A 24,981-nucleotide genomic window follows, 5' to 3' on the forward strand; every position below is an offset into this window, starting at 1 on the left:
TTGGTGTTATATATAAAAATAGTTTGTTATGATTTCTATTCTAATGGAGAAAGTAAAACTTGATTATATATAAAAATTCTATTATATTAGTACCAAGTCCTAATAATTGATTATAAAATTAATTTTTCTGAGAGGTTGAATAAAATGCGTGCAGGTATCATTGGAGCAGGACATTATGTCCCAGATAAAATAGTTACAAATGCCGATTTAGAGAAAATTGTAGATACAAATGATGAGTGGATTCGTACAAGAACTGGTATTGAAGAGCGCCGGATAGCAGAAGATACTATGGATACATCCGATATGGCCTATGAGGCTGCAATTCGCGCAATGGAAGATGCAAACATTACAGGTGCTGACATTGACTTAATCCTAGTTGCTACGGTAACTCCGGATATGCCTTTTCCTACAGTATCTTGTATGTTGCAAGAAAGATTAGGAGCAACAAAGGCAGCGGCAATGGATCTAAGTGCTGCTTGTGCAGGATTTATGTACGGAGTAGTTACGGCGAAACAATTCATTGATACGGCTGTATATAAAAATATATTAGTTATTGGAGCTGAGAAGCTTTCTAAAATAACAGATTGGTCTGATAGAAATACGTGTGTTTTATTTGGAGACGGTGCTGGAGCAGTTGTTGTCGGTGAAGTAAGTGATGATAAGGGGATTCTCTCCTTTGAATTGGGAGCTGATGGAAGCGGTGGAAAGCACTTGTATCAAGATAATGATTTTATTAGTATGAACGGAAGAGAAGTATTTAAATTTGCTGTTCGTCAAATGCCAGAATCATCGCTTCATGTGGTCGAGAAAGCAGGATATGCAAAAGAAGATGTTGATTATTTAATCCCACACCAAGCAAACATTCGTATTATGGAAGCTGCAAGAAATAAATTAGATATACCAGTTGAAAAAATGGCAACATCAGTTAAAAGATTTGGTAATACGTCATCAGCATCCATTCCAATTGCTTTATCAGAAGCGGTACAGAATGGCGATGTTAAAGATGGAAATCTTATTGTATTAGTTGGTTTTGGTGGCGGATTAACTTGGGGAGCAATTGCAATGAAGTGGGGAAGATAATTGTTTTAACCAGTTTAATGATTGAGACTAGATAGATTCGATTAAAGGAGGAGAATTGCATGGAAAAAAAACGTGTTGTTGTTACCGGCCTAGGAACCGTTAGTCCATTAGGGAATACAATAGATTCGTTATGGGACAATCTAATTGAAGGTAATTCTGGAATTGATTATATTACGAAAGTCAACAAAGATGAATTTCCTGTTAAAGTTGCTGCGGAAGTTAAAGATTGGGATGCATCCATTTATATGGATAAAAAGGAATCGAAACGTATGGATTTATTCACCCAATACGCTGTAGCAGCTGCTAAAATGGCAGTAGAAGATGCGAAACTAGATATAACAGATGAAATAGCACCACGTGTTGGTGTGTGGATTGGTTCTGGAATTGGTGGTATGGGTACCTATGAAGAACAGTTCAGAAAGTTTCTTGATAAAGGGTATCGAAGAGTTAGTCCGTTTTTTGTGCCGATGTTAATTCCAGACATGGCTGCTGGTCAAGTTTCTATTCAGTTAGGTGCAAAGGGGATTAATTCTTGTACAGTGACAGCTTGTGCTACTGGTACAAATTCAATCGGAGATGCTTTTAAAGTGATTGAGCGTGGTGATGCAGATGTTATGATAAGTGGCGGTGCAGAAGCTCCACTAACAAACATGGCCTTCGCTGGTTTCTCTACTGCGAAAGCATTATCTTTTAATGATGACTTAAAAACTGCAAGCCGCCCGTTTGATAAAAATAGAGATGGATTCGTTATGGGTGAAGGTGCTGGTATTCTTATATTAGAGTCATTAGAATCAGCAGAAGCACGTGGTGCAAAGATCTATGCAGAAATAGTAGGATATGGTTCAGCTGGTGATGCCCATCATATCACAGCACCTGCACCTGAAGGAGATGGTGCTAGCCGTTCGATGCAACAAGCTATTGATGACGCGGAAGTCGATGTGAGCGCAATTGATTATGTCAATGCACATGGGACAAGTACTCAATTAAACGATGCATTTGAAACAAAAGCTATGAAGACAGTTTTAGGTGAACATGCTTATAATGTTGCGATTTCATCTACAAAATCGATGACTGGCCACCTTTTAGGAGCAGCTGGTGCAGTGGAAGCAATTGCATGTATTAAGGCAATTGAAGATAGCATTATTCCGCCAACGATAAATTATGAAACGCCAGATACTGAGTGTGATTTAAATTATGTACCAAATCAAGCTATAAAAAAAGAAGTGAATGTTGCGTTAAGTAACTCATTAGGATTTGGTGGACACAATGCAACACTAATATTCAAAAAATATTAATCGCATGCTGTTTGATCAAATAACTACTGGCTTTGAAGTTTTTAATAAATTAAGACATAATTTCCTTAAGCCAGAGTTACCATCAACTGCGACTTAATAGAATTTCCTGCCCCGCTCCTCAAGTGAAATTGACTCCCTTTCCGCAGGCACGGCTTCAGCTAACTCGAAAACTAAGAACGTTTTCGAGTGGATCTTCAGCCCGCGCTGTTCCTGCAGGAGTGTCGCCAATTTCACTTGATACGCTAGTATAGTACACTGTAATATTAGAAGAGCATAAATTAATCACATGTCGAAAAGGTGCGCTATCAAGCGAAGGAAGCAAATGGATGACACTCCTGTGGGAACAGCAAATGTTTTCGATGGGTTGAGTAATCGCAATCCCACAAGTTGAAGATCCACTCGGAAAGCGATCTTTGCTTATCCGAGTTAGCTGAAGCCGTGCCCACGGAAAGCGGAGTATATTTCCAAAGCGGTATGTTACGTCGCTGTTATATAAATAAAAGATTAAAGCCTTAGCTGTGTTTTACAGCTAAGGCTTTTTAATTTCATAAATCATTATTTATGTTAGATAAACATATAGTTAATCTAAAGATGGACAGGCCAAAGAGGTGATAGATACATTGTTTTATTTACTTTTATTTTTAATAGGTTTTGGACTAGCTGTTGCAGGAGGCGTAACAATCATTTTGTATTTAAATTTTATTCCGGCGGGATTACCATGGATAGACTATTTTATGTTCATACAAACTCGAGCTGAGTGCTATCTTTTTTTGATAGGAATTATCATGATTACACTGGCAGTTCCGAAGCTACCTCGATTGTTCAAATGAATATTTTTTTCTAAATTGGTCATACTGATTGCTAAATCAAGATTCGTTCATCTCTTTATAACGAATTAAAGCAGATGATGACTGGGAGTGTGTTACATATGCAATATTTACATGATGTATGGGTGAATTGGTTTGAAGGTGAAGAGAATGGATATAACGTTTGTGGCTTTCATGAATGGCGTAAACATGACGGGATTGAGATACTAGATCAGATCCCTGTTATTTATGTAAATCATACATTGTTTGATTTAATTGAAAATGATTTAGCCGACTTGCCGCAGAAAATGTTAGATCACATTAAAAACCGAGCGTACTTACGCAAAAATCAGGAAAGAATTCCATTAGAGTTTGCTTGTATAATCACAGACTCAAAAGCAGTACTTGTCTTGGATACAATGGGTTATAATATACCAATTCGGAAAAGCAGGTTAATACCCCGACAAGAGCGACTTGTTTATGAGATGATTGATGAAAAAGCCAAACCAACATTTTCAATTGATACAAAAAAATCAGAAAAAGCGTATCATATTTTATCCTTACCACCAAAAGAAATGGTAGGTTTAACAAGAAGGGAACGACAATTAAAACAGCTATTAATGATGGCACTTGATCAATTAGAGCGAACGAATAATAAAGAAGAGTTACAATACTGGTTAACCGAGTGGGCTCCACAACGTTATCAAGCCATCCGGAAGATGAATGAGGATACTGCATGGCATATACTGTACCAAGAACTTGTAAATGGTTGGTCAATTGGTCATGAAGTCTTTTGTAAGAAGATTATTAAAGGACAACCATTTTTCGAAAAAATATGGGAACTGGAAGAGAGCGAACCCAAAAATCAAACCTATAAAAGAATTTTATAATGAAAATGGCGTAGGAGCATTAGCCCTACGCCATTTTCATTAAGTACTTTTTTTAACTCTAGCTAGTCCCATTGCTTTTTTTGCTTTTGCTAATGTTTTATTAGCAGTTAAGGCAGCTTTTTCTGCACCCTTATCTAAAATCTGATCTAATTCAGGTGAAGCAATCAATGCTTGATACCGTTCTTGAATTGGTTGTAATGCCTCAATAACAACATCAGCAGTAGATTGTTTAAATGGACCGTAGCCTATTCCTTCAAATTTATTTTCTATAGCTTCAATGGAATCACTTGTAAAGCTTGCATAAATAGTTATTAAATTACTTATTCCTGGTTTGTTTACTTTATCAAACTTAACGATACCTTCAGAATCAGTAACAGCACTTTTAATCTTTTTCTCTATTTTCTTTGGATCATCTAGCATGAAGATAGATGCTTTTTGGTTTTCATCTGACTTACTCATTTTTTTAGTTGGTTCTTGCAAAGACATGATCCGAGCACCAACTTTTGGAACACTAATTTCAGGTAAAGTAAAGATATCATTGTATTTTCGATTGAATCGCTGTGCTAAATTTCGTGCTAATTCTAAATGCTGTTTTTGGTCATCACCGACAGGTACAATATTCGTATTGTAAAGTAATATATCAGCTGTCATTAATGGTGGGTATGTTAACAGTGCAGCAGAAACACCTTCCTTACCAGAAGACTTGTCTTTAAATTGTGTCATTCTTTCTAGTTCACCAATATAGCTGACTGTTTGCATCATCCATCCTAATTGTGTGTGCGCAGGAACTTCAGATTGAATAAATAAAGTAGATTTGTCTTGATCAATTCCCGATGCTAAATAAAGAGCTGCTAATGACCGAATATTATCGCGAAGTTTTAAGCGATCTTGAGGTACGGTAATCGCATGTTCGTCTACGATACAAAAATAGCACTCATGATCTTCTTGTAAATCAACAAAGTGTTTCATCGCTCCTAGATAGTTTCCAATTGTTAGCATTCCACTTGGTTGAATGCCCGAAAAAATTGTTTTCATCTGTTATCACCCTTCTGTTTATAAACATAAAAAAATCCCATAATCCTAATACTAAGGGACGAATAAACCGCGGTGCCACCCTTATTATCTCAGGAACATGAGATCACTTTTAGACAAAATGTCACAGATAACGCCTGTTAAACGGTAAGTGATAATTCACTCACAAGCTCTAAAGCCCCAGTTTCACTAATCCTTGGTATCTGTTCACAGCTTCTCAGACTCTCTACAAACCAGAGGGATTAAATCCTATGCTTTATCAACGCTTTATTAATATCAAATTATATCTAAAACCAAATAAATATGCAAGTTTAGAAATAGTAGATGATAAGTAAGATGAACATGATAATTAATAGGTATAGCCCTTGTTTTAAAAGAAATGCGAGAAAAGAGTCGCCAACTTTAGCTGAGGGCATAGGCTTGTCCTCCCAATCATCAAATGCTAGCTTACGTAATACCCCATTTCCAACTTTTCTAAATCCATAGATGACACCATCAAAAAAACGTCCTTTGATCGTAAAGAAAATCATCCAACATAACAAATAAGTTAAGCTAAAATAAAAGATAATATCTATATAGTAAATTAAACGAAGACTAGGTGAAAATAGTAGAAAAATTAAAAAGGTAACAAACAAATTAATTAGTAACTGAAAAAAAGTGTTTCGCAAGATTCGCAAAATTAAATCACAACCTTCACTTATTTTGACAACAAGTAGTATAGCATATTTTTAATTAAATGGAGATAGTGGATTTTGATGACGTGTAAAAGATGACAGAATTACGGAATTAATTTATATTATAGGTAATTAGAACTATTTTTTGTTATAGAAATGTTAAGTTTATGGGATTTGTGTGTGATTGTGAAAAAATATTGTAAAAAAATAATGCAAAATTGTTAGAAAACTTGTATAATTCAATTTGTGAGTTAAATTACTCGCAGAATAATTAGAGAATTTAAAATATGGGGAGGTCATTTTATAATGAGAAAGTCGAATTGGTTGTTGCTAGTTCTTGCACTAGCATTAAGCATGTTCTTGGCTGCATGTTCTGGTGGAGACGATACATCAGAAACTGACGATACAGAAGGAACAGAAGAAAGTTCACCTGAACAAGTACTTAATTTAATCGAGGCATCACAGATACCTACGATGGATTCATCAATGGCAACAGACGCTGTTGCATTTCAGTTCTTAGGTGAAAGTATGGAAGGACTATATCGTTTAGATGAAGATGTAGTGCCACAACCTGCAATTGCTGCTGGAGAGCCTGAAATCAGTGAAGATGGTTTAGAATGGACAATCACATTACGCGATGATGCTGTTTGGTCAAATGGTGACCCAGTAACAGCGAATGATTTTGTTTTTGCTTGGAGACGAGCTGTTAACCCAGAAACAGGATCTGAGTATGGTCCATTTATGATGAATGGCGTAATTAAAAATGCTGAAGCTATTAATAATGGCGATTTAGACATAGAAGAGTTAGGTGTTGAAGCAGTAAGTGATACAGAATTACTTATCACTTTAGAGAAAGCTATACCATATTTCCATAGTTTATTAACTTTTGGAACGTTCTTACCGCTTAATGAAGCGTTTGTTACAGAACAAGGCGAAGATTATGGTTTATCTTCTGATAACTTACTATTTAACGGACCATTTACATTAAATGACTGGAACCCAACAGGGGATAATCCTGATCAATGGTCACTAGTTAAAAATGAAGATTACTGGGACGCAGAAACTGTGCAACTTGAAACAATTAATGTAAGTGTTGTAAAAGAAACAAGTACAGCAGTTAATCTTTATAACACAGGTGAGATCGATCGAGCTGGTTTAACTGCTGAGTTTGTTGAGCAATATGCAGGACAAGAAGATTATGTAACGCTTCCTGAGCCAACATTATTCTACTTGAAATTAAACCAAGCTAATGAAGCTCTTGCTAACCAAAACATTCGTAAAGCGATCGCAATGTCAATTGGTAAACAAGATCTTGTAGATGTTATTCTTGCAAATGGATCTGTTGTATCAAATGGAGCAGTACCACAAGATTTCACTACACATCCTGAAACAGGAGAAGATTTCCGTGCTATTAATGGAGATTTACTTACTGAAGATAAAGAGACAGCACAAGAGTATTGGGAAACAGGTTTAGAAGAATTAGGTGTAGATTCAGTTGAATTACGCTATCTTGGTGGAGATACTGATTTATCACAAGATATGGATGCATACATTATGGACCAGTTACAAGAAAATCTTGAAGGTCTTACAATTGATATTTCAGCAGTGCCTTTTGAAGAGCGTATTTCACGTGATGAAGCAAGTGATTATGATATTCAAAACTCTGGTTGGGGTCCAGATTATATCGATCCGAACACATGGTTAGAAATGTGGACATCAACTTCACCTTATATGACAATGAATTATGAGAACGAAGAATTTGATGCATTAATTTCTGAAGCAAATAACGAATTAATAACAGACCCAGTTGCACGTTATGAAAACTTCTTAGAAGCAGAGAAAATCCTAATGGATGATGCAGCAATTGCACCAATCTATCAGCGTTCACGTGCTTATCTATGGAGAACATCTGTTAAAGGTGTTATATTTAACCCAATGGGTGCTGACTTCTCATATAAGAATGCATATATTGAGTAAATAGAAATACAGTAAAGTTGGAAACCAAGATGAGAAACTCTTGGAAAGAGAGTGTAATGCCTAATGGGCATATGCTCTCTTTTTCCATTTACGAATGATTTTTGAATTATTTGAACATTTGATACGATTACATGATAGGAGGGTTTATAATGGCAAAGTATATATTACAACGTTTTGGATACATGCTTGTAACGTTAATTATTATCGCCACATTTTCATTTATCCTCATGAAAATGCTTCCCGGATCTCCTCTGACAGCAGAACAAAAGGTTACAGAAGCTCAAAGAGAAATTATTTTAGATAAATATGGATTAAATGATCCAGTTCCAATTCAATATCTAAGATACATGGGTAACTTAGCACAAGGCGATTTAGGAATTTCATTTCAAATGAAAAATCAACCTGTTACAGATATCTTATTAAGTAGGATTCCTGTATCAGCCCAATTAGGTTTACAAGCACTATTAATTGGAACATTTTTAGGTATGTTATTAGGTTTAGTTGCTGCAATTAGAAATAATTCATGGATGGATTATAGTGCAAATATTATTTCAGTCATTGGTATATCTATACCATCGTTTATATTTGCTGGTTTAATGCAGTATTTCCTCGGGGTTCGTTTTGGTCTGTTACCTGTTGCTTTTTGGGGAAGTTTTCAACAAACGATCATGCCAACTATTGCGTTAGCCATTTTTCCAATGGCAATTTCTGCTCGTTTCTTACGAACAGAAATGATTGAAGTATTAGGATCTGATTATATTGTTACAGCAAGAGCAAAAGGTGTGACAAAAGCTGGTATTTTATTTAAACACGGCTTGCGAAATGCACTAATTCCATTGGTTACTGTAATGGGGCCGATGGCTGTAAGTTTGATGACTGGAACACTTGTAATTGAACAGATCTTTTCAATTCCAGGAATTGGTGAACAATTTGTTAGTTCTATCATGACAAATGACTTTGCTATAATCATGGGAACAACGCTGTTCTTTGCCTTTTTCTTCATTTTTATAATTTTAGTAATCGATATTCTTTATGGAATTATTGATCCAAGGATTCGACTAGCAGGAGGGAAAGATTAATGGATAAGGAAAAACTAAACAAAGATTTATTTGTTCCTGCAAAAATGGACGAAGAGAAAAGTGAAAAAATAAGTCGTCCAAGTCTATCATATTGGCAAGATGCTTGGATCCGATTGCGCAAAAATCCTGGTGCGATATTTGGTATTATAGTGATCATTATAATCGCAATGATGGCATTGTTTGCACCATTGATGACTAGTCACGGATTAAATGATCAAGAGTTAACTCTTTCAAGATTACCACCTAAAGTCCAAGGTCTAGAAGAAATTGGATTTTTACGATTGGATGGAACAAAATCTGAAGTTTTTGAAGCTTCAACAGTAGAAGAAGCAAAACAGTTAGCATTAACACGTTTCACACAAACAGATTTATCAAATATGGAATTTGATGTGAAAGATGAAGGGGACGGTTCTCCTGAATCAGCAAAAGTTGTCGGTTATTTTGATGCTTATGCAGATAAAAATATTACAGAATATTATTGGTTTGGTACAGATACATTAGGACGTGATATATTTACACGTGTTTGGATAGGTACTAGAGTATCCTTATTAATTGCACTAGTTGCAGCTATGATTGATATGTTAGTAGGTGTAGCATATGGTGGTATCTCAGCTTACTTTGGTGGACGTGTAGATAACTTTATGCAACGAATCATTGAAGTGTTAGTTGGTATTCCGAATTTAGTTGTTGTTATCTTAATGATAATGGTATTAGATCCTGGAATAATGGCGATTATAATTGCCTTAACGATAACCGGTTGGACAGGGATGGCCAGGATTGTTCGTGGACAAGTACTGAAACTCAAAAATCAGGAGTTTGTCTTAGCGTCAAGAACGCTTGGTTCATCGCATACACGTATTTTAACAAAACATTTAATACCAAATACAGTTGGTATGATTATTATAAATACAATGTTTACAATACCTAGTGCTATATTTTTCGAGGCGTTTTTAAGCTTTATCGGACTAGGATTACAGGCACCAGATGCTTCTTTAGGTACATTAATAAATGAAGGATTTAAAGCATTACAAATTAATCCTCATATAATGATTTTCCCAGCTATTGTTATGTCCTTAGTTATGATTGGCTTTAACATATTGGCTGATGGTCTTCGTGATGCATTAGATCCAAAAATGCGTGAATAGGGGGTAGTGTAAGAATGGATAAAATATTAGAAGTAAATAATTTACATGTTTCCTTTGATACGCATGGAGGAGAAGTGAAAGCTGTTCGAGGTGTTACCTTTGATCTAAAAAAGGGTGAAACATTAGCGATCGTAGGTGAGTCGGGTTCTGGAAAGTCCGTGACAACTAGAGCACTTACTCGGCTTATCCCTTCACCTCCTGGACGTATTAAAGAGGGCGAAATATTATTTGATGGAAAAGATTTAGCAAAATTAAGTGAGAGACAAATGCAAGCAATTCGTGGGAAAGATATTTCAACGATCTTTCAAGATCCAATGACATCTCTAAATCCTACGATGAAAATAGGATCGCAAATTATGGAAGGTTTGATGAAACATCAAAAGATGGGTCGTTCAAAAGCCAAAGAGCGAACGATTGAATTATTAGATTTAGTAGGTCTTCCAGATCCAAAAGAGCGTGTGGATCAGTATCCACACCAATTCTCAGGGGGACAAAGACAGCGTGTCGTTATTGCAATAGCATTAGCATGTAACCCGAAAATTCTAATTGCAGATGAACCAACAACAGCTCTAGATGTAACGATTCAAGCACAAATTTTGGAGTTAATGAAAGATATCCAGAAAAAAACAGATAGTTCAATTATATTTATCACACATGATTTAGGTGTAGTTGCTAATGTCGCAGATCGCGTAGCAGTTATGTATGCTGGTAAAATTGTTGAAATAGGAACTGCGGATGAGATCTTTTATAATCCAAAACATCCATATACATGGGGATTACTTGCGTCAATGCCAACTTTAGATAGTACGGAAGAAAGTCTAGTGGCTATTCCAGGTTCACCACCGGATATGTTAAAGCCACCTAAAGGAGATGCATTTGCACCTCGTAACGAATATGCTTTAGAAATTGATAAAGAAATGGAACCACCTATGTTTAAGATTTCAGATACACATTATGCGGCAACTTGGTTATTACATGAGTATGCACCACATGTTGAACCACCTGCTCCAGTACAACGTAGAATGAAGGGCTTTGCTAAAACAGGTGCCTCTAGTTCGAATGAGGGGGAGGATAAGTGATGAGCCAGGAAAAATTGTTAGAAGTACAAAATCTAAAACAGCATTTTAAAACAGGCAGACATAGTGTTGTAAAAGCTGTAGATGGCATCACTTTTGATATCTATAAAGGTGAAACATTTGGACTTGTTGGAGAGTCTGGTTGTGGTAAGTCAACAACGGGACGAAGTATTATACGTTTATATGACGCAACAGATGGTAATGTTAAATTCAATGGTATAGATGTGCACGGAAAGAAATCTAAATCGAATTTAAAATTATTTAATCAGAAAATGCAAATGATCTTTCAAGATCCATATGCTTCTTTAAATCCAAGAATGACGGTAATGGATATTATCGCAGAAGGATTAGATGTGCACGGATTAGTAAAAAATGTTCAAGAGCGTAAAGCGAGAGTAGAAGACTTATTAGAACGTGTAGGTTTAAATAAAGAGCACGGAAATCGTTATCCACATGAATTTAGTGGTGGGCAACGTCAACGTATTGGGATTGCGCGTGCTTTAGCCGTTGATCCAGAATTTATTATCGCTGATGAACCTATTTCGGCACTAGATGTTTCGATTCAAGCACAGGTAGTTAATTTATTAAAAGAGTTACAAAAAGAGCATGGTTATACGTATTTATTCATTGCACACGATTTATCAATGGTTAAATATATTAGTGATCGGATTGCTGTTATGTATTACGGGAAAATTGTTGAACTAGCGGACAGTGATGAGTTATACAAAAATCCGTTACACCCGTATACTAAATCATTATTATCTGCAATTCCTTTGCCAGATCCTAACTATGAGCGAACTCGTGTTAGAACAGCTTATGATCCAACAGAACATGACACAAGTGAAGAACCAGAATTTCGAGAAGTTAGTCCGAATCATCAAGTTTTATGTACGACTAAAGAATTTGAAGCTTATAAGAAACAACTCGTTAAATAATGTTAAGAATGCTACCATAACTAATATGGTAGCATTTTTTTCAATTGATGGAAAAAGATGCAAAAATAAATTGTTGGAAATCGTATTATTTTGTCATGATTTCTTATATAATAAGGGTAAATAAATAATTGGGGAGTTTGATGAAATGGAGAATAAACAACAGCGGACTTTACTTATCAGTATGTTTCTACTTCTCGGTTTAGTGATACCTACTACTACATATGGTGCACCAGATACTGAAGTAATGATGGCAAGCGAAGTTGCAACAAAAGAAATTAACCTAGTATCCTTAGATGGCACGAAGCGACTAGCTCGTTTTTCTTATGACTCAGGTTTAACGTTTACATATCCAGATGCCGTTAGAGGGATCTATGTAACAGCTCATTCCGCAGGCGGCAGCAGATTCAACACATTATTAGATTTAGTCGATTCATCAGATCTAAATACTATGGTAATTGATATTAAAGATGATAATGGTAATCTAACTTTTAGACCAGATGAAGATTCACCATATTATGACATTGCGAAAAATATGATAGATGATCCAAGGGAAATGTTAGAAGTTCTTGAGGAAAAAGAGATATATCCTATTGCACGAATTGTTGTGTTTAAGGATAGTGTCTTAGCAAAAGAACGACCTGATTTATCTTTCACGGAAAACGGTAAGGTTTGGACTAATAATAAAGGCGAATCATTTGTTAACCCTTTTGAGAAAGAAGTTTGGGAACATAATGTAGAAATCGCAAAAATGGCTGTAGAATTAGGTTTCCAAGATGTTCAATTTGACTATGTTCGTTTCCCGGAAGGTTTCGAAACTCGAGATGAAGAATTATCCTACACGCTTGGTGATTATAAAGATGTTGATATGAATAACATAAAAAAACGTGTACAAGCTGTAACAGATTTTGTTGGTTATGCAAGAGAAGAACTTAACTCATACGGTGTTGATGTATCCGTAGATATCTTTGGCTATGCAGCTACAATAGAAGAGACACCAGGAATTGGACAGAATTTCTCGAAAATATCGAATAATGTAGATGTTATCTCATCAATGATTTATCCGAGTCATTGGACGCCATACTTTGGAATTGACTTTCCTGATAAAGAACCGTACGAATTGGTTAAAGCGTATGCTGAAGTTGAGAATGAAGTATTAGGTGCCTTAGAAGAATCGCCAGTTTCTCGGCCATGGATTCAAGATTTTGAGGCACCTTGGTTATATAGTGGTGCAACAAAACAGTATGGTGTAGCAGAGGTTGAAGCACAAATTAAGGCATTAAACGAAAACGACATTACAGAGTTTCTACTTTGGAATGCAGGAAACACTTACACAGAAAATGTGGATTACACACCTTTAGACTAATTGATATGAAGCAAAAACTCCTTTTCGGCAGTGAGAAGGAGTTTTTTTGACTATGTTATGCTAATGCAGTATTAGTAATCAAATATAAGGGTATACATAGACAGAGAGCTGTTAAATCGATTTAACAAAAGTCTGACTTTTCGTTATAATATATAAGGCAGACATTTTATAAAAACAAAAAGATAAAAAACACAAGGGAGTAAATTCATGAATTGGTATGAAAAATTAAATGAGTACTTTCCAATAGAAGAAATGAAATCTAGAAAACACATGGAAATGTTACTTAAAGAAAAAGGCGACGTGTATTATAAAGATGAGGGACCAGATCATGTATTAATGTACGCGGAATTTGAAACTTTTATTTTTATCGACTATGTATATGTATCTTCTAAGTCTAGAGGACAGGGGCTCGGACATAAATTAATTAGTAAATTAAAAAAGAAGGAAAAACCAATCATCTTAGAAGTGGAACCAGTTGATTACGATGAAACAGATTCTGAAAAGAGATTACGTTTCTATCAACGTGAAGGTTTCAAACATGCACAATCGATTGGTTATAATAGACGTTCTTTAGCGACGAATGAAGAAATTCCGTTAGAAATTCTATACTGGGCTCCATCTGATGAAGATGAAGAAATGATTTATGAAAAAATGCGAAAAATGTATGAGGATATTCATACTTATAAAGATGAGCAGATTTATGGAAAAGCTTATCAATCTGCAGAAGAAGTTTTATCATATGATAAAAAAAGAGAAACAGATGATATTTTTGATGTATTGAAAGAGAAAGCTTAAGAAAGAAACCTTCTCCACAAATTGGGGGAAGGTTTCTTTTTTCAATTACATGCTACGTATTGAAAATACATTGTGCAGGAATGGACAAAAAGTGTAAAGTATATTAAAAGTATTGAAATTAAGATATCTTACTTAAATATGATAAGATAATAAAAGACATAAAAATAAGTTAATTACTTAATAGTTTGAGAAAGCCTTGTACAATAGGGGAAAATATTTATTTAAAAAAGGTTTAACTCCATTTTTAAATGGGAATAATACTGTTTAGAGACAGCGTATAAGTTTGAAATGTGTAATTTCTAAGTAAAAATATATAATACTATATCGTAATATTGACAACTATAGTATACTAATATTATAAGAGTTATTTAAAGTAATTTTAATGTAGTAAGTTTTTTAAAGTCAAATTCTAATGAGTAAAAATAAAAATCATTTATTGAGGAGTGAAGTACTATGGTAACACTTTATACCTCACCAAGTTGTACATCTTGTCGGAAAGCAAAAGCATGGTTAGAAGAACATGACATTCCATTTTATGAAAGAAATATCTTCTCCGATAACCTGACCCTGGATGAGATCAAAGAAATTTTACGTATGACTGAAGATGGTACAGATGAAATAATCTCTACAAGATCAAAAGTATTCCAGAAATTAAAAATTGATTTTGAACAAATGGCATTAAAAGATTTATTCGATTTAATTCAGGAGAATCCTGGTATTCTTCGCCGTCCAATTATTATAGATGATAAACGGCTGCAAGTTGGATATAATGAAGATGAAATCAGAAGGTTTTTACCTAGAAAAGTACGCACTTTCCAGTTACGCGAAGCACAACGTATGGTGAATTAACTAAAAAACGCAGAACCTGTAAATAGGATCTGCGTTTTCATTTATTTAATCATTAAAAATGACAAACTATCTAATGTACGTTACTATATAATTTCATTATTCTTGAGAAGAATGAGTGCATAAGTGACAAAAGTAAGAAATTTTAAATTTATAGGCATTTCTATTTTCAATTTAGAGTGTTTTATCATAAAATAGAAGTATGCTTTAATAACAATATAATGATGGTTAACTTGCTATAAATAAGGGTAAGGTATAATAGGTGAAGATATCCCTTCCACCTAATTATATTTAGAAGGGAGAGGAATCAAATGGAAATAGAAAGAATTAATGAAAATACAGTTAAATTCTATGTATCCTACAAGGATATTGAGCACCGTGGTTTTAATCGAGAAGAAATTTGGTATAATCGAGAAAAGAGTGAACAACTCTTTTGGCAAGTTATGGACGAAGTTAATTATAGTGGTGATGAATTTAATATAGATGGACCACTTTGGATCCAAGTACAAGCGCTAGACAAAGGTTTAGAAATCGTTGTAACAAAGGCACAAATTTCTAAAGACGGTCAAAACTTAGAATTGCCATCTGAAAATGATAGCTCATTTGACCTTCCAATGGATGAGAAGATCGAATCGTTATTAGATGAGAAATTTGGTAATGATGAAGAAGAGGAAGATGACGAAGATGCAATTCAAGCAATAGATGAAGATTTGACCTTTATTATTGGATTTGCGGATTTTGAAGATGTTATTCAACTAAGTTATCAGACAAAAGCAGTAGAAGGAATTAACGATAAATTATATCATTATAAAGATCGTTACATTTTATTAGTGGAATTTGATGATGTTTTTCTAGATGATGATCAACAAGATAATATCGTGAGTCAATTATTAGAATTTGGCCGCCAAACTAATGCAACAGAACATATGTTACGTGAATATGGTAAAGTTATTTTTGAAGATGATGCATTAAAACAAATTAAAAGCTATTTTCCACAAAAGTAAAGCATTCCTAATTGGGTGCTTTTTTTTATCTAAAAAGAAGGAATTTATAATTTATTGTCGAAAATAATTATCAAATATATTTTTAGGGGGGATAAAAACTTGCTACAAGCAATTACACAAGATGGACAGCTAATTATACTAGCGTCGTTAGCAAAAGGGGAAATTAGTGAATATAAGCAACAGTATCTCTTTTATTGTCCTGTTTGTAAAGAACAAGTTATTGTTAAAAATGGGTATAAAATGATTGCTCATTTTGCGCATAAAAAAAACGCAAAATGTCTTGGTAAAGCTGGAGGAGAAGGTACATACCACGAGCAAGGTAAATTGGATTTATATCATTGGTTGAAAAAACAGGGATTAGTAGTTGAGTTAGAAAAGTATTTGCCAAATCTAGAACAAAGACCAGATATTTTTATTAGAATTGGCAAGAAACAAATTGCAGTTGAATATCAATGTGCTACTATTCCTATAAAAACATTTCTTAAACGAACACATGGTTACTTAAATGCCAATATAATACCACTTTGGATATTAGGTGGTAACCGAATGAAACGAACAACTAATACAAGCTTAGATTTAACTTCGAGTGATCTCCACTTCTTTCATCAATTTAACACATCAATGGAAACTAGAGCTTTTTTTTATTGTCCTGATAAATTGCAATTTGCTATTTATAAAAACGTATTTATGACAGGTCGAAAACGAACGATTGGTCATTTAGAATTCAAACCATTAAAGAACCTATCTTTTATGGATTTGTTTCATTCAAATCAAGTTGAAAATGATCAATTCTATTCTTTTTGGTTAAAAGAGAAGAGGCGATTACGTTTACAACCACACTATTCGATACAAACAACGGAAGGACAATGGCGGCAGTGGTTATATGTGAAAGGTTTATCACCAAGTAATATATCTGCTGTTATTCATCTCCCAGTGTTAAGTCAATGGAAGATGAAGGTAGCTCCATGGAACTGGCAAAGTCGACTTTGTATTGATTTCTTTGAAAGAAGACCGACATTCACGCTACAAGATTGTCAGGCATATTTACAAGCCTATATAGAATCAAGCAATGCATATCCACTAATTTTCCCCTCATGCAATCCCATAAAGGAATACATACATCAATTGGAGCAACTTCAAGTTATAAGAAGAATTTCAACATCATATTATCGATTACAAAAACAAATTAAAGTTTATTCTTCAGTCGATGAAGCAATGAAAGCAGACATAGAAATCGTTCGACAATTAGATAATATGAGCAGGATAACACATGAAAAATAGATAGTACGCTATAATAGTAAATAGAGACCATTATAAGTGTAATTAGATTAGAGGAGGTAATTGCGTTGGCAAAAGCAAACCAAAAGTTACAAACGAGAGATGAAGTAGCAATTGAAAATACGTGGAGATTGGAAGATATTTTTATTACAGATGAAGAGTGGCAAGCAGAGTTAGAAGCACTTAAGAAAGTTATTCCAAAGTTTACTGAGTATCAAGGCAAACTTGCTGCATCAGCAGACCAACTATACAGCTTATTAATTTTACAAGATGAAGTGTCGGAACGAATTGGTAAGCTTTATACATATGCGCATATGCGCTATGATCAAGATACTACAAATTCAATTTATCAGGCGATTAATTCAAAAGCTGAGAATTTGATAACGCAGTTTTCTAGTGCTATGAGTTTTATTGTTCCTGAAATCTTAGATATGGGTGAGAAGACGCTTGAAACTTTTTATGAAAAGAAACCTGAATTAAAGCATTATCAACACGCATTAGGAGAGATCACAAGACAAAAAGAACATATTTTAAGCGAAAAAGAAGAAGTGTTACTTGCTGAGGTATCAGAAGTAACTGGTAATGCTGCACAAACGTTTGGTATGTTAAATAATGCAGATTTAAGATTCCCAATGGTTAAAAATGACGATGGGGAAGAAGTAGAATTAACACATGGTCGCTATATTAACTTTTTAGAGTCGGATAAACCAAAAGTAAGACGTGAGGCATTCAAAGCTGTATATGGTACTTACGGAAGTTATATCAACACGTTTGCTTCAACTTTATCAGGAGCAGTTAAAAAACATAATTTTAATGCAAAAGTTCGAAATTATGACTCAGCTCGTCAAGCTGCATTGGATAACAACAATATTCCCGAGACAGTATATGATAATCTAGTTGAAGCTGTAAATGATCGACTTGATTTAATGCATCGTTATGTTGCATTAAGAAAGCGTGTGCTTAAATTAGATGAATTGCATATGTATGATTTATACACACCGCTCGTTAAAGATGTTTCAATGAAATATAGCTATACAGAAGCACAAGAGCACATCTTAAAAGGTTTGGCCCCATTAGGCGGGGAATATGTCGGACGCATACAAGAAGGGTTCACAAACCGCTGGGTTGATGTTGAAGAGAACAAAGGCAAAAGAAGTGGAGCCTATTCTTCTGGTGCATATGGAACCAATCCGTATATTCTAATGAATTGGCAGAGTAACTTAAATAATCTATTTACATTAGGTCATGAGCTTGGTCACTCGTTGCATAGCTATTATACAAGAGAAAATCAAGCTTTCCGTTATGGAGATTATTCAATTTTCGTTGCAGAGGTTGCTTCAACATGTAATGAGTCGTTACTGAATGAATACATGATTGAACAAACAAACGATGATAAAGAGAAATTATTCTTACTGAATCATTTCCTTGAAGGATTTCGTGGTACTGTATTCAGACAGACAATGTTTGCTGAATTTGAACATATAATTCATCAGCTAGATCAAAAAGGTGAAGCGTTAACTCCAGATAAGTTAACGGAAGAATACTATGCTTTAAATAAAAAATATTTTGGCGATGAAATTGTATCTGATGAAGAAATTGGTTTAGAGTGGGCTAGAATCCCTCATTTTTATTATAATTACTATGTTTACCAGTATGCGACAGGGTATGCTGCTGCACAGTCATTAGCTTCACAAATTCTTAAAGAGAAACAGCCAGCGGTTGATCGTTATCTTGATTTTCTGAAAGCTGGTAGCAGTGACTATCCGATTGAAGTTCTGAAAAAGGCTGGGGTAGATATGACGGATAAGCAACCAATTTTACAAGCATTAGATGTTTTTGAAGCGAAATTAAAAGAGATGGAAACATTGTTAGACAAAGTGGAATAAATAAAATAAAGCCATTCACATCATCAGATGTGAATGGCTTTATTTAAATCCTCTAAAAGTACGTTTGTGTGTAAATGAAAACAGAGTGAAATAAATTGAAATGAATAATAAAGGTAAGGTAAGAAGCATTGGAATAATATCCATTAGTGCAAATATGTTTAGAATAAAAGCACAACAAGCGATTAATAAAAACATAAATGGATAATATCGTCGCATAAAATCTCCTCCTTAATAAAAGCTACTACAATATTATGTACTAGCAGATGAAATTAGAAGTATGACAGTTTTGTGAAAATATGAACAAAACTATTGCTTATAACTTTGTAGGTTGTTATATTTATATTGTGAGATGTTTAACAAACAAACCCCTTTGTTTGACCTGAAACTTTCTCCCATCCCCCCTTGTCTAGTAATAGACTTGGTGTAAGATGATGTCTTAAGACATCATCTTTTTTTAAATAGAAAAAAGGAGTTTACTGTATAATTTCGTACAGCACTCCTTTTTATTTCAACCTATATATTTCCAAAAATATCCGTGTTTTACAGGTACTTGTTTTACTAGCCGTTTTAATTGTAACTTTTTCATTTCCTTTAAAGCTTTCTCGTTTGACCAATCATAAACGACTGCAACTTCCTTTGTAGCAAAAAATTGGAAATGTGCAGAAAAGGCTTCTAAACTAGGCTTTTCAGATGCTTTCACATCCTTTTGAAGCATTTGTTGTAGTACATTTACATATACTTCATAAGAATATTCGCCTGATAATTTCAATCCCTCTTCATTTTCCGTCTCATTAAAAAACACTATAGAAGGAATATAATCTACTTCCATCTCATTGGCTAATTTCAAATCGCATTGTAGCGCTTTTTTTGCTGAATTGGAATATAAGTCTTTTTTGAATTCATCTAGATCCAATTCTGCCTCTTCGGCACAGGCGAGCAGATTTCTTTCTTTAGATATATCCTTTTTGTTAATAAAAGCATGTTCTTGGATTTTTCGTAAAAATTTCTTACCTGCTTTTTTCCCCTGTAGTTCAGCTGCTTTGATTGCGATGGAAACGATGGAGGGATATGTTATTGGATCTTCTAACCACAAATCACCATCACAACACATTCCGGTACGAGAGGAAGTCTTTTCCCATACTTCTTTTAAATAGTTGTGTTTTTCTATTGCATCTTGATTTGCTGATGTCAACTGTCCACTTAAAATTGGCCTAATCGTAAATAAACGTCCATATTCCAATGTTAGTTTCTTTATAATTGGTTCTAAGGCCCAACATTCAGGGCAAAGAGGATCAACAAAGAGGTAGATTTCTACAGGCTTTTTCAGAAGATCAAAGTATCCAAATTGTTTCTTTACTTCAAGATCCTGAACGTTGGATGATGGCCCATTTGAATTCCAGCTCACAACGATTCTCCTTTCGTTCTCTCAGGTGTATTCATCATATGGTGTGCTGTTTTCGTTAGTCTTTCATATATGATTGTTCGATAGGGTTCTTCTATATTAACTTCTTCTAACGCTTCGTTCATACAAGCTAACCAAGCATCTTTTCTTGTTGGGGTTATAGTAAAGGGTAAATGTCTTCTTCTCAGCATGGGGTGTCCATGTTCTTCATTATATAAAGAAGGACCTCCAAAAAATTGAATTAAGAATTGTGTTTGTTTTCTAGCTGTTTCAGTTAAATCTTCTGGAAAAATTGGAATCAGATCAGGATGCTTACCGACACGACGATAAAAAGCATGCACCAAATTCTCTACTTTAATATGTCCACCAATTGCTTCATATATGGAATTAGTGTTTGTCATGTCTTTGAACCCTCCTTGTCTTCTTACTATTACCTCTAATATGTTATTCTAACAGCGTTCTACATATTATGGCAACTTATCTGTTTTCTAATGAGTGATAAAACCGCTCAATTTTATTTGGCGTTGGTTTCTTAGTGATATGAAATTGATTTATAAGTTGGTGTAATAATTTTTCGCTTTTTTCCTTTGTATCCGATTCAATTTCTAATTCATAATCGAACATATTGTTATATATACTATAATCTATGACAAGAAGGGCTTGTTTATACGGTAATTCAGTTCGATGTGTTGTTAATGAACCACCGTAAGAAAGTGCTTGGAAGTCGATTCCTAAGCCATCTAATTGTTGTTTAACTGCAGGTTTTGCAATTAGTTTATTATTAATCCATGAATTTGCTTCCTGTTCAGTTAAGTTATCATGTGTTTCTAATAAGCCATCTTGATAAGGCTCTTTTAATGTAAGTTGCCATTTATCTTTCTTTTTACGAATTCTTAAAGCGGCCCCTTTGTTTTTTAACTGAAAATCAGGTGTCTCAAAATAATGATTTGTTTGTGAATGTGCATCTTCTTTACGCAGTTCAAAAAAATCTAATAACGTGTTGTATTCCATTTCCGTTAATAAATTTTTACTTTCCATTTCGATTTCTTGTACCAAATTGATGACCTCCCTGATTCATAAATAGAAATAAAAAAAATATCTGTTAAAATAAGTATAGTCCAATAAACCCAGATAAGTCGAATAATATGCAAATCAATTTACCATGTCTAGTTAATGAATATAGATGAAAGATTGTAGCTTATCAAATGGATAAATTGCATATTGTGTTACAATAGGAATGAAATAAGGAAGAAAGTTTGGAAAGATGTTTTATAAGGTGGTGTCTATTGTGAATTGGGAAGCTTTTTTGGCCCCTTATGTGCAAGTCGTCGAAGAACTAAAAGTGAAATTAAAAGGTATAAGAGCGCAGTATGAATTTGAATCGAAACATTCACCCATTGAATTTGTAACCGGTCGAGTAAAGCCAGTAACAAGTATTATTGAAAAGACGCGTAGTAAAAACATGTCGTTTGATAAAATAGAAGAAGAGATGCAAGATATTGCTGGAGTTCGCGTTGTTTGTCAATTTGTTGATGATATTTATGGTATTGTTAGAATGCTACAAGCTCGAAATGACTTTAAAATTGTAGAAGAGAAAGATTACATAGAGAGAGAAAAAGATAGTGGTTATCGATCCTATCATATGATTATTCGTTATCCTGTCGCGACACTGCGTGGAGAGAAACAAATAATTGCAGAAATTCAAATTCGTACACTTGCGATGAATTTCTGGGCTACAAATGAACATTCATTAAATTATAAATATGATGGACAGATACCAACCGATGTAAAAGCTCGATTAAAACGAGCTGCTGAAGCTGCATTTAAATTGGATGAAGAAATGGCCAAGATAAAAGATGAAGTACAAGAAGCACAACGTATTTATCATAGAAAAAGAGTTTACATAAAAAATGAAGAAGGAGGCCAATCGTAACTCATGAAGTTTTCGATCACATCTAAAGGTGACCATAAGTCAGAAAGTATTAAAGCTTTAATGTGTCAGTACTTAGCAGATTTTGATTTGGAATATGATGATAGAGAACCAGATTTAGCAATCTCAGTAGGTGGAGATGGGACATTCCTACAAGCCTTCCAAACATATAGCACACGATTAGATAAAACAGCTTTTATCGGGGTCCATACTGGCCATCTAGGTTTTTATGCGGATTGGGTACCTGAGGAAATAGAACAATTAGTAATTGAAATAGCTAAAAACCCGTACCAAATTGTCGAATACCCGTTATTATCCATGCTGATTCATTCTGAGAATGGAACAGTTGAACGCCACTTAGCTTTAAATGAAACGTCAATAAAAAAAGTAGAAGGTTCTGTTGTCTTGGACGTTACTATTAAGGGAGAGCATTTCGAACGATTTCGCGGTGATGGATTATGTATATCGACACCATCGGGTAGTACTGCCTATAATAAGGCATTAGGTGGTGCTATTATCCATCCATCATTACCATCTTTACAGATCACGGAGATGTCATCCATTAATAACAGGGTTTATCGTACAATTGGTTCTTCCTTAATCTTACCGAAGCATCATATATGTGAGTTTTTACCTGTTGAAGATAACCAGAGTTTCTTAATTACAATTGATCATATTACGAAAAGTGTGATGAATATTAAAGCAATTGAATGTAAAGTAGCCAAAGAAAAAATTCGGTTTGCAAGGTATCGTCCTTTTCCATTTTGGAAACGAGTACGTGATTCGTTTATTTCAGATGATCGTTAAAGGTAATAGGCATGTAATTGTATAGAAAGGTGATATATAAGCGTGAAATGGTATGTTAAAAAAGATGAGAATCAAATGCTTTTACGAGAATATTTAAGAGACGTACAAGGTTTTTCACGTAGAATTGTCAAAGGGATAAAATTTCAAGGTGGAACCCTTTTAGTGAATGGAGAATTTGTTACAGTTCGAAAGGTGTTAAAACAAGGTGATCTTGTAGAAGTTTCTTTTCCACCAGAACATCACGGTATGTATTTGAAACCTGAACCAGTACCGCTTCATATTATCTATGAAGACGATGATGTTATGGTGATTGATAAAGATCCAAATATTGCAACGATCCCATCGAATCATCATCCAACTGGAACGGTTGCCAATGGGATTTTACATCATTATGCAATGCACAACATTAACTACACGGTACATATTGTAACGCGTTTAGACCGTGATACATCTGGTCTATTACTTGTAGCGAAGCATCGATTAAGTCATTCGGTTTTGGCAGACGGTCAAAAGCGAGGGGATGTTGCACGAAGATATCAGGCAATTATTCCTGGACATATGGTAATAAGAGAAGGAACTATCGATCAACCAATCGGTCGTAAACCTGGCTCTATTGTAGAACGAATAGTAGATGAAAATGGAAAGCCGTCGATAACGCATTATCAAGTGCTTGAGGAAACAGCAGCATATACACTTTTACATGTTGCTTTGGAAACGGGAAGAACACATCAAATCCGTGTCCATTTTGCCCATCTGGGTCATCCTTTACTAGGAGATAAATTATATGGAGGAGATACTAAACTAATGAAAAGACAAGCATTGCATTGTGTTTCATTAGCTTTTAATCACCCAATAACAAAAGAGAGACACACATTTACTTCTTCGTTACCAGAAGATATGAAACAAATAATCCAACAAGAAAAGTCATGACGATGACCTATCTTGTTGGATTATTTTTTGATTATACCCGCTATGAAATAGACGCTAGCTCATTAAGTTTTACATCAACTCTTGCATATCGCACACTACGCCAGAATTATCATCAACTGCGACTTAATAGGATTTCTTGACCCGCTACTCAAGTGAAATTGACTCCCTTTCCGCAGGCACGGCTTCAGCTAACTCGAAAACAAAGTACGTTTTCGAGTGGATCTTCAGCCCGCGCTGTTCCTGCAGGAGTGTCGCCAATTTCACTTGATACGCTAATATTCATCTACCTATCGCTAACAGAGAGTATAAATCTGCACATAAAAATGAACGGATTTAAATCATGTTTTATTAGTTGGAAATTAGCATGTGAATTATAACTTCATCCAGTTTAATTCATCTTTTCTATTCAAACTGATATAGTTTGTAATCAGGCACCAGCGAAGGAAGCAAATGGTTGAGACTCCTGTGGGAACAGCACAAACCGAAGATCCTCTATAGAAGCGATCTTTGCTTCTATAGATAGCTGAGGTTGTGCCCCATAGCCGTCAAGCTAAGCACTACGGTTTAAAGAACTAGAAAAATACGATACCCTAACGGATAAGAAATAGTTATTTGGAGGGGATATCGATGTATTTCAAGAAAGAAATGGAGCCATTTATTCAAGGCATTCATCAAGTGTTATCAGTCTCTGAGGTGCGTCAATGGGCGCGTGAAATAGGCTTTGTTCAACGCCAAAATAAATTAAAGCCAG

At 34.7% G+C, this 24,981-nt stretch carries 24 protein-coding genes and 1 other annotated feature; of the genes, 18 read left to right on the forward strand and 6 right to left on the reverse strand.

Annotated elements, in window-relative coordinates; translation table 11 throughout:
* Positions 1 to 144 precede the first annotated feature (144 nt).
* The 4 genes from D2K62_RS12210 to D2K62_RS12225 all read left to right on the forward strand — a co-directional run bounded on the left by D2K62_RS12210 (position 145) and on the right by D2K62_RS12225 (position 4,071).
* Entirely contained in the window at positions 145 to 1,080 is a 936-nt protein-coding gene (locus D2K62_RS12210; RefSeq protein ID WP_112180138.1) for a beta-ketoacyl-ACP synthase III, read from the forward strand.
* A 59-nt stretch (positions 1,081 to 1,139) separates the two neighbouring features.
* On the forward strand, positions 1,140 to 2,375 hold the full coding sequence (gene fabF / locus D2K62_RS12215; protein ID WP_112180139.1) for a beta-ketoacyl-ACP synthase II: 1,236 nt from the start codon (positions 1,140 to 1,142) through the stop codon (positions 2,373 to 2,375).
* A 608-nt stretch (positions 2,376 to 2,983) separates the two neighbouring features.
* The gene (locus D2K62_RS19540; protein ID WP_479684903.1) at positions 2,984 to 3,205 is read left to right on the forward strand and encodes a YuzI family membrane protein; all 222 of its coding nucleotides are present in this window, start codon (positions 2,984 to 2,986) and stop codon (positions 3,203 to 3,205) included.
* A 98-nt stretch (positions 3,206 to 3,303) separates the two neighbouring features.
* Positions 3,304 to 4,071: a YjbA family protein gene (locus tag D2K62_RS12225; protein WP_112180141.1), complete on the forward strand. Its 768-nt coding sequence runs from the start codon at positions 3,304 to 3,306 to the stop codon at positions 4,069 to 4,071.
* Between the two features lie 39 nt (positions 4,072 to 4,110).
* Here the strand turns inward: D2K62_RS12225 and trpS are convergent, their stop codons facing one another.
* Both trpS and D2K62_RS19480 read right to left on the reverse strand, forming a co-directional pair.
* Positions 4,111 to 5,106, reverse strand: coding sequence for a tryptophan--tRNA ligase (gene trpS / locus D2K62_RS12230; protein ID WP_112180142.1), 996 nt, complete (start codon positions 5,104 to 5,106; stop codon positions 4,111 to 4,113).
* Between the two features lie 51 nt (positions 5,107 to 5,157).
* Positions 5,158 to 5,375 (reverse strand) — a binding site (T-box leader).
* 39 nt (positions 5,376 to 5,414) lie between these two features.
* Positions 5,415 to 5,780, reverse strand: a complete 366-nt coding sequence (locus tag D2K62_RS19480; protein WP_112180143.1) for a DUF3899 domain-containing protein — start codon at positions 5,778 to 5,780, stop codon at positions 5,415 to 5,417.
* 303 nt (positions 5,781 to 6,083) lie between these two features.
* Here D2K62_RS19480 and D2K62_RS12240 point away from each other — a divergent pair, with 303 nt between their 5' ends.
* The 11 genes from D2K62_RS12240 (at position 6,084) to pepF (ending at position 19,161) form a co-directional block, all read left to right on the forward strand.
* Positions 6,084 to 7,754, forward strand: coding sequence for a peptide ABC transporter substrate-binding protein (locus D2K62_RS12240; protein ID WP_112180144.1), 1,671 nt, complete (start codon positions 6,084 to 6,086; stop codon positions 7,752 to 7,754).
* Positions 7,755 to 7,903: 149 nt separating this feature from the next.
* Positions 7,904 to 8,833 (forward strand): oligopeptide ABC transporter permease, encoded by a 930-nt coding sequence (gene opp3b / locus D2K62_RS12245; protein ID WP_112180145.1) that lies wholly within the window; start codon positions 7,904 to 7,906, stop codon positions 8,831 to 8,833.
* Complete coding sequence (gene opp3C / locus D2K62_RS12250; protein WP_112180146.1) at positions 8,833 to 9,978, forward strand: oligopeptide ABC transporter permease; 1,146 nt, start codon at positions 8,833 to 8,835, stop codon at positions 9,976 to 9,978. The genes opp3b and opp3C overlap by 1 nt, the downstream gene beginning before the upstream one ends.
* Before the next feature lie 14 nt (positions 9,979 to 9,992).
* Positions 9,993 to 11,057 carry an ABC transporter ATP-binding protein gene (locus D2K62_RS12255; RefSeq protein WP_112180147.1) on the forward strand — a complete coding sequence of 355 codons (1,065 nt, stop codon included), beginning with the start codon at positions 9,993 to 9,995 and terminating at the stop codon, positions 11,055 to 11,057.
* Positions 11,057 to 11,989 carry an ABC transporter ATP-binding protein gene (locus D2K62_RS12260; protein ID WP_112180148.1) on the forward strand — a complete coding sequence of 311 codons (933 nt, stop codon included), beginning with the start codon at positions 11,057 to 11,059 and terminating at the stop codon, positions 11,987 to 11,989. The genes D2K62_RS12255 and D2K62_RS12260 overlap by 1 nt, the downstream gene beginning before the upstream one ends.
* 145 nt (positions 11,990 to 12,134) lie before the next feature.
* Positions 12,135 to 13,352, forward strand: a complete 1,218-nt coding sequence (locus D2K62_RS12265; protein WP_112180149.1) for a putative glycoside hydrolase — start codon at positions 12,135 to 12,137, stop codon at positions 13,350 to 13,352.
* A 207-nt stretch (positions 13,353 to 13,559) separates the two neighbouring features.
* The gene (locus tag D2K62_RS12270; RefSeq protein ID WP_112180150.1) at positions 13,560 to 14,147 is read left to right on the forward strand and encodes a GNAT family N-acetyltransferase; all 588 of its coding nucleotides are present in this window, start codon (positions 13,560 to 13,562) and stop codon (positions 14,145 to 14,147) included.
* Positions 14,148 to 14,600: 453 nt separating this feature from the next.
* Complete coding sequence (gene spxA / locus D2K62_RS12275; protein ID WP_112180151.1) at positions 14,601 to 14,996, forward strand: transcriptional regulator SpxA; 396 nt, start codon at positions 14,601 to 14,603, stop codon at positions 14,994 to 14,996.
* A 308-nt stretch (positions 14,997 to 15,304) separates the two neighbouring features.
* Positions 15,305 to 15,997, forward strand: a complete 693-nt coding sequence (mecA, locus tag D2K62_RS12280; protein ID WP_112180152.1) for an adaptor protein MecA — start codon at positions 15,305 to 15,307, stop codon at positions 15,995 to 15,997.
* A 99-nt stretch (positions 15,998 to 16,096) separates the two neighbouring features.
* Positions 16,097 to 17,278, forward strand: a complete 1,182-nt coding sequence (locus D2K62_RS12285) for a competence protein CoiA (protein ID WP_157967413.1) — start codon at positions 16,097 to 16,099, stop codon at positions 17,276 to 17,278.
* Positions 17,279 to 17,343: 65 nt separating this feature from the next.
* Positions 17,344 to 19,161: an oligoendopeptidase F gene (pepF, locus tag D2K62_RS12290; protein WP_117161552.1), complete on the forward strand. Its 1,818-nt coding sequence runs from the start codon at positions 17,344 to 17,346 to the stop codon at positions 19,159 to 19,161.
* A gap of 39 nt (positions 19,162 to 19,200) precedes the next feature.
* Here pepF and D2K62_RS18790 read toward each other — a convergent pair whose 3' ends face one another.
* The 4 genes from D2K62_RS18790 to D2K62_RS12305 all read right to left on the reverse strand — a co-directional run bounded on the left by D2K62_RS18790 (position 19,201) and on the right by D2K62_RS12305 (position 21,619).
* Positions 19,201 to 19,377 carry a hypothetical protein gene (locus D2K62_RS18790; protein ID WP_157967412.1) on the reverse strand — a complete coding sequence of 59 codons (177 nt, stop codon included), beginning with the start codon at positions 19,375 to 19,377 and terminating at the stop codon, positions 19,201 to 19,203.
* A gap of 292 nt (positions 19,378 to 19,669) precedes the next feature.
* A complete protein-coding gene (locus D2K62_RS12295; protein ID WP_112180155.1) occupies positions 19,670 to 20,566 on the reverse strand; it encodes a ClpXP adapter SpxH family protein in 897 nt (298 codons plus the stop codon).
* Entirely contained in the window at positions 20,563 to 20,964 is a 402-nt protein-coding gene (locus D2K62_RS12300; protein ID WP_112180156.1) for a globin domain-containing protein, read from the reverse strand. The genes D2K62_RS12295 and D2K62_RS12300 overlap by 4 nt, the downstream gene beginning before the upstream one ends.
* A gap of 76 nt (positions 20,965 to 21,040) precedes the next feature.
* Positions 21,041 to 21,619: a CYTH domain-containing protein gene (locus tag D2K62_RS12305; protein ID WP_112180157.1), complete on the reverse strand. Its 579-nt coding sequence runs from the start codon at positions 21,617 to 21,619 to the stop codon at positions 21,041 to 21,043.
* Positions 21,620 to 21,851: 232 nt separating this feature from the next.
* Between D2K62_RS12305 and yjbM the strand changes: the two genes are divergently transcribed.
* Genes yjbM through D2K62_RS12320 form a run of 3 tightly spaced genes read left to right on the forward strand, consistent with a single transcriptional unit; the run spans position 21,852 to position 24,230 of the window.
* Positions 21,852 to 22,496 (forward strand): GTP diphosphokinase, encoded by a 645-nt coding sequence (gene yjbM, locus D2K62_RS12310; RefSeq protein ID WP_112180158.1) that lies wholly within the window; start codon positions 21,852 to 21,854, stop codon positions 22,494 to 22,496.
* A 3-nt stretch (positions 22,497 to 22,499) separates the two neighbouring features.
* Complete coding sequence (locus D2K62_RS12315; RefSeq protein WP_112180159.1) at positions 22,500 to 23,300, forward strand: NAD kinase; 801 nt, start codon at positions 22,500 to 22,502, stop codon at positions 23,298 to 23,300.
* Between the two features lie 42 nt (positions 23,301 to 23,342).
* On the forward strand, positions 23,343 to 24,230 hold the full coding sequence (locus tag D2K62_RS12320; RefSeq protein WP_232824330.1) for an RluA family pseudouridine synthase: 888 nt from the start codon (positions 23,343 to 23,345) through the stop codon (positions 24,228 to 24,230).
* Positions 24,231 to 24,981 lie beyond the last annotated feature (751 nt).

The sequence above is a fragment of the Paraliobacillus sp. X-1268 genome (assembly GCF_003426095.1).
GTDB classification, from domain to species: Bacteria; Bacillota; Bacilli; order Bacillales; family Amphibacillaceae; genus Paraliobacillus_A; species Paraliobacillus_A zengyii.

Excerpts from the sequence above, each read along its gene's own strand:
- D2K62_RS18790 (WP_157967412.1), bottom strand. The coding sequence starts at position 19,377 with ATGCGACGATATTATCCATTTATGTTTTTATTAATCGCTTGTTGTGCT.
- D2K62_RS12255 (WP_112180147.1), top strand. The coding sequence starts at position 9,993 with ATGGATAAAATATTAGAAGTAAATAATTTACATGTTTCCTTTGATACG.
- D2K62_RS12260 (WP_112180148.1), top strand. The coding sequence starts at position 11,057 with ATGAGCCAGGAAAAATTGTTAGAAGTACAAAATCTAAAACAGCATTTT.
- D2K62_RS12265 (WP_112180149.1), top strand. The coding sequence starts at position 12,135 with ATGGAGAATAAACAACAGCGGACTTTACTTATCAGTATGTTTCTACTT.
- mecA (WP_112180152.1), top strand. The coding sequence starts at position 15,305 with ATGGAAATAGAAAGAATTAATGAAAATACAGTTAAATTCTATGTATCC.
- D2K62_RS12225 (WP_112180141.1), top strand. The coding sequence starts at position 3,304 with ATGCAATATTTACATGATGTATGGGTGAATTGGTTTGAAGGTGAAGAG.
- D2K62_RS12300 (WP_112180156.1), bottom strand. The coding sequence starts at position 20,964 with ATGACAAACACTAATTCCATATATGAAGCAATTGGTGGACATATTAAA.
- spxA (WP_112180151.1), top strand. The coding sequence starts at position 14,601 with ATGGTAACACTTTATACCTCACCAAGTTGTACATCTTGTCGGAAAGCA.
- fabF (WP_112180139.1), top strand. The coding sequence starts at position 1,140 with ATGGAAAAAAAACGTGTTGTTGTTACCGGCCTAGGAACCGTTAGTCCA.
- trpS (WP_112180142.1), bottom strand. The coding sequence starts at position 5,106 with ATGAAAACAATTTTTTCGGGCATTCAACCAAGTGGAATGCTAACAATT.
- opp3C (WP_112180146.1), top strand. The coding sequence starts at position 8,833 with ATGGATAAGGAAAAACTAAACAAAGATTTATTTGTTCCTGCAAAAATG.
- D2K62_RS12240 (WP_112180144.1), top strand. The coding sequence starts at position 6,084 with ATGAGAAAGTCGAATTGGTTGTTGCTAGTTCTTGCACTAGCATTAAGC.
- D2K62_RS12315 (WP_112180159.1), top strand. The coding sequence starts at position 22,500 with ATGAAGTTTTCGATCACATCTAAAGGTGACCATAAGTCAGAAAGTATT.
- opp3b (WP_112180145.1), top strand. The coding sequence starts at position 7,904 with ATGGCAAAGTATATATTACAACGTTTTGGATACATGCTTGTAACGTTA.
- D2K62_RS12210 (WP_112180138.1), top strand. The coding sequence starts at position 145 with ATGCGTGCAGGTATCATTGGAGCAGGACATTATGTCCCAGATAAAATA.
- D2K62_RS12270 (WP_112180150.1), top strand. The coding sequence starts at position 13,560 with ATGAATTGGTATGAAAAATTAAATGAGTACTTTCCAATAGAAGAAATG.